3 protein-coding genes and 1 pseudogene are annotated in these 5,576 nt (G+C 43.3%); 2 read left to right on the plus strand and 2 right to left on the minus strand.

Annotated elements, in window-relative coordinates; genetic code table 11:
• Window positions 1-449 (minus strand): DUF2057 family protein (locus ACP45E_RS08140; RefSeq protein ID WP_069584871.1); only part of this gene is annotated, 449 nt, incomplete at its 3' end.
• A 468-nt stretch (window positions 450-917) separates the two neighbouring features.
• Here ACP45E_RS08140 and ACP45E_RS08145 point away from each other — a divergent pair.
• Both ACP45E_RS08145 and ACP45E_RS08150 read left to right on the plus strand, forming a co-directional pair.
• A complete protein-coding gene (locus ACP45E_RS08145; RefSeq protein ID WP_017037786.1) occupies window positions 918-2,315 on the plus strand; it encodes a tryptophanase in 1,398 nt (465 codons plus the stop codon).
• Window positions 2,316-2,588: 273 nt separating this feature from the next.
• Window positions 2,589-5,126 carry a glycosyl hydrolase family 18 protein gene (locus tag ACP45E_RS08150; protein WP_017037785.1) on the plus strand — a complete coding sequence of 846 codons (2,538 nt, stop codon included), beginning with the start codon at window positions 2,589-2,591 and terminating at the stop codon, window positions 5,124-5,126.
• Between the two features lie 184 nt (window positions 5,127-5,310).
• Here the strand turns inward: ACP45E_RS08150 and ACP45E_RS08155 are convergent.
• Window positions 5,311-5,576, minus strand: a pseudogene (locus tag ACP45E_RS08155) (type I secretion system permease/ATPase); the annotation flags it as partial.

Here is a 5,576-nt window from a genome sequence, read left to right on the forward strand (position 1 = left end):
ACCGCTCTTCCGATCTCTCTACCGAGCTGCATTCCTTCTTTCATAAGCTTATCTTCGTGCACCTCAATCACTTCATCCGATTGATTAATCAGAGACCATTCTAGTTGTTTGATTTTTGTTTGAGCCTCTCTTTCGTTACGGTATTGAGGCAGTGAAAAGGTCAGCTCTTGATCTTGAGCTTCAAACTTAGCGATGATTGTATCGCTTTCTACGGTGGTCCTATCGTTACTTCGATCGAAAAGAGACGAGTAGCGGAAAGCAATTTGGTTCTCACCATTGGGAAGTGTCAACGTTTTATTCGCCGAGAAAAACCCGCCTACCAATTCTGGTTTTTCACCATTAGCGATAAATAATTCGATATTGTCGGGAATTTGAATGGTGATATCCGCAAATGCAGAATGGCTAATGATTAAAGCACAAGTACATGACAGCGTTTTTAGTACGTTCATTGGAATTATCCTAGGTGTGACTCAAAAATGACTTTAAGAGATTGCCTAGGAATAAAAATAAAGGCAATAGAGGGCATGTTAGAAGTTGGACAATTCTTCTCTTAAGTTTCAACAATAGCTCGATGTCGATAATTGAGTGGTATAAATTACAGGACGATTTTTTGAGCCAAGCATCACAGACATCGATATCACCTTGCCGCTATATTGTTGCCATCATTTATTAATATGGAGGCAACGCTTTGGATTTAACGTATCGGCTTGATGGCACGCTCGTTTTGTCACCTTGGTATAATATAGATTACTGCTTATCCCTTCTTAATAAACAGATCCTTTAGTTTCTTTCTATCGGTGTTTTGCACCGCTTTACCCTATTTTTATTAAAGTACCTCCCGATTTTATTAAAGTACATTCAGGCAGAGTGTGCCGGACGAGTTGCACCTGCCGTAAAGATATAGAAAGGAAAACCACATGAAACGCATTCCAGAACCATTTCGAATCAAGATGGTTGAACCCATCAAAATGACCACACTTGAAGACCGCCAAGTTGCACTCAAAGAGGCTGGACTCAACCCATTCTTACTTCGAAGTGACGATGTATACATCGATTTATTGACCGATTCTGGTACAGGCGCGATGAGCGATCACCAGTGGGCCGGATTAATGATGGGCGATGAGTCTTACGCTGGTAGCCGAAATTACTACCATTTGTGTGATGCTGTAGAACATTTCTTTGGCTATAAATTAACGGTTCCAGCACACCAAGGGCGTGGGGCGGAGCAGATATTGTTTCCAGCACTGATCGAACGGATGCAACAGGTAAGGGGAGGGACCGCGCCGGTTTTTATCTCCAATTATCATTTTGATACAACAGCTGGGCATATTGAGTTAAACGGTGGTAAGGCCATCAATGTGTTAACAGAGAAGGCGTTTGATACCGGCAAGGCTTATGATTGGAAAGGTAACTTTGATCTGGATAAGCTGCAGAGCACGATTACTGAATACGGCGCTGAAAATATCTGTGCGATCATCACGACAGTCACTTGTAATAGCTCGGGTGGGCAACCGGTCTCTATGGCGAACATGCGCGCTGTCTATGAGATTGCGAGTAAAAACGACATTCCTGTGGTGATTGATTCCGCTCGCTATTGCGAAAATGCGTATTTTATTAAACAGCGAGAGGCTGGTTACCAAGACAGTAGCATTCTAGACATTATCCGCGAGATGTATCAATACGGAGATATGTTAACGATGTCAGCCAAGAAAGATCCGCTGGTTAATATTGGTGGGCTGTGTTGTATCCGTGATCATGAAGAACTGTTCCAGGCAGTACGAACTCGATGCGTTCCAATGGAAGGGTTTGTGACATATGGCGGAATGGCAGGGCGAGACATGGAAGCATTAGCCCGAGGACTGTATGAAGGGGCTGATGAAGATTACTTGCATTACCGCATCAGCCAAGTGGAGTATTTGGGAGAACGTCTCAGAGAAGCTGGCATTCCGATCCAGTACCCTACGGGAGGACATGCCGTCTTTGTTGATGCCGCTAAAATTTTACCGCATATACCGCCAGAACAATTTCCCGCACAAGCCTTATGTAATGCCCTTTATCTAGAGGCTGGTGTTAGGGCTGTTGAAATTGGTTCATTGCTACTGGGGAGAGATCCCAAAACTGGTAAGCAAAAAGCCGCAGAGCTAGAGCTAATGCGTCTCACTATTCCAAGACGTGTCTATACCAATGATCATATGGATTATGTCGCAGATGCCATTATTGAAGTGAGTAAACATGCCAAGCAGATGAAAGGGCTTGAATTTGAATACGAGCCTTCTGTGTTAAGGCATTTTACTGCCAAGTTTCGGGCTATTTAGTTGAATGACAATAGCCTGAAGTGTAGATAGCGTCAGGCTATTTTCTTGACTCGATATCAAAAACACAATGTAACAATCTGATAACATCTGTTTGTTTTTTATTCATGTCTCGTAAGTGTGTTTATTTTTTCGTCTAAAAAAATAAGTTTCTAGAATACTGAGTTTAATGTTCTTACATCCCCTATTTGGGATTAGAACGAACGGATTCAGCGAATTGAAGATTGATCGCTGGCGCCACAAACTTAAGTGAAACATTCAAGGAACGATAACGATATGAATCGTATAACGATGTGCGCAGCGAGTGTCGCGATAGCCTTTTCTGGCTTAGCGAATGCCGCCCCTAGCGCTCCTACTATAGATGTCTATGGATCTAACAATCTCCAATTTTCAAAAATAGAGTTGGCTATGGAAACGACTGCCGGCTACAACGATATGGTGACTTATTATGATCAGGCTGATATTACAATAAAGTTCAACCAATGGAGTGGCCAAACTGGAGATACATATCATATCTATTTTGATGGAACACAGGTAGCGACAGGTCCTATTTCTGGCGGCCAGACAGAAGCCACCTTTCAATACCCAAGCGGTGGTTTATTCCAAATGGAAATCGAAGCTTGTGATCAAACAGGTTGTAGTAAAAGTGCACCTGTAGAGGTCACTATTGCCGATACAGACGGTGCTCATTTAGCACCACTTACCATGAATATCGATCCGAACAATAAGACCTATACGACCGACCCTTCTACGGTGGTTGGAACCTACTTTGTTGAGTGGGGTATTTATGGTCGAGACTATACGGTAGATAACATCCCTGCAGATAATTTGACCCATATCCTTTATGGCTTTATCCCAATTTGTGGTCCGAATGAATCTGTAAAATCAGTAGGTGGTAACAGTTACAATGCACTCATGACCGCTTGTAATGGTGTTAATGACTATGAAGTCGTGATCCATGACCCATGGGCGGCATTTCAGAAAAGCTTCACTCAGGCTGGGCATGAATACAGCACGCCTATCAAAGGTAATTATGCAATGATGATGGCGCTAAAGCAGCGTAATCCAGACCTTAAGATTATTCCTTCGATAGGTGGATGGACATTATCAGACCCATTCTTCGATTTCACTACAAAAGCCAATAGAGACACGTTTGTTGCATCAGTAGAGAAGTTTCTCAAAACATGGAAATTCTACGATGGTGTTGATATTGACTGGGAATTCCCAGGCGGTGGGGGTCAAGCCTCAGATTTAGGCGACCAGATAAACGATGGTCCAGCTTACATCGCATTGATGCAAGAGTTACGGACGATGCTCGATGGGTTAGAGGCAGCTACGGGTCGTACGTATGAACTAACGTCAGCAATAGGTGTTGGCTACGACAAGATTGAAGACGTAGATTACGCTGATGCCGTTCAATATATGGACTACATTTTTGCTATGACCTACGATTTTTATGGTGGTTGGAATAACATAGTTGGGCACCAGACCGGTCTATACTGTGGTGGATTTATGCGCCCTGGTCAGTGTGATGGTTCTGGCTTAGATGAAGCGGGTGAACCATATAAAGGCCCTGCGTATACAGCAGATAACGCCATTCAACTATTGCTTGCCCAAGGTGTACCAGCGAATAAGCTTGTACTCGGCGCTGCGATGTATGGTCGAGGTTGGGAAGGGGTAGTGCCTTCTTCATTAACCGATCCATTAGATCCTATGACTGGAGTAGGCAACGGTAAGCTAAAAGGTACAAGTGCCCAAGGAGTTTGGGAAGATGGTGTTATTGATTATAAAGGCGTGAAAGACTTCATGCTTGGTGCCAATAGCACGGGTATTAACGGATTTGAGTATGGGTACGATGAACAGGCAGAAGCTGCCTGGGTTTGGAATCCAACATCAGGCCAACTAGTGACATTTGATGATGCTCGATCAGTGAAGGCAAAAGGCGCATATGCCCGTAATTTAGGTTTGGCTGGACTATTCTCATGGGAAATAGATGCGGATAATGGTGATATTTTAAATGCAATGCATGAAGGTTTAGCGGGTGGAACAACTGACCCTGTTAACCGTAAACCAACCGCAAGTGCGGGTAACGATCAAGTGATTACTGGACCTGCCTTGGTTACATTAGATGCTAATGGTTCAAAAGATAGTGATGGTACAATCGTGTCTTATCTTTGGGAGCAGACAGCAGGAACTCCGGTCTCTTTGGTCAATGGAAATAGTGCAATAGCTAGCTTTGAGATAGCAGAAGTTATTCAGGTCGATAGATTGTCATTTACATTAACAGTAACAGACGACGAAGGTGCAAAATCGAGTGATAACGTCACCGTGACTGTTAACCCAAAAGAGATAGTTCCTGTTAATACGCCACCTGTTGCTTTAATTTCAGCACCTACTGAGGTTAATGCCGGTGATGTAGTCGTAATTGACGCTTCCTCATCGATTGATGCTGATGGTGATACGTTGACGTACTCGTGGGAAGTGCCTAACTCGATATTGGCTACCATCCAAGGATCGAGAGTTAGCTTTGTAGCGGCAGAATACACAGAAGATACCATACTCAGTTTTGTAGTGTTAGTCAGTGATGGACAGGCTGATGTATCGACTACTTCTAATTTGACAGTGCTTAAAACGACAACGAGTGGGAACACTTGCAGCACTCCTTGGGATAAAGGAGCGGTATATACAGGTGGTCAGCAAGTTTCATCTGCCGGTAAAGTCTATGAAGCAAAATGGTGGACAAGGGGTGAAGACCCACAAAGCACAGGTCAGTGGGGAGTATGGAAAGAAGTTGGCGTTTGTTTACCTAACTAAGCGTGCAACTGTGTTTATACCAACTAGGTATTTGCTGTTTTGTACCGTGGCTCGTCAACCTTAGAGTCTGATTCAAACTAAACCTCTGATTATGATTATCAGAGGTTTTTAAATTCAATATAGCGTTAAATACACACATTATTTTCTTGATGAAATATTGTGTTTCAGGCATGTCTATTATGGCCTAGTTATTCGGTGCACGAACCTTGCCTTGTTTCAAGCTATTAAGAACTTGCGCTTTTGGACCATCAGCAATAATACTGCCTTTTTCCATCACAATAACGCGGTCAACAATATCCAGCATTGACGTTTTATGAGTAATCAGAATCAACGTTTCATTGGGTTTCATTTGACCCAGTTGATGCTTGATGTGCATTTCAGAACGATTATCCATCGCGCTTGTTGGTTCATCAAGAAGAAGCACGGGTGGCCTTCCCAAGATTGCCCGAG

Source organism: Vibrio genomosp. F10 str. 9ZD137 (assembly GCF_049974785.1).
Classification (GTDB): Bacteria; Pseudomonadota; Gammaproteobacteria; order Enterobacterales; family Vibrionaceae; genus Vibrio.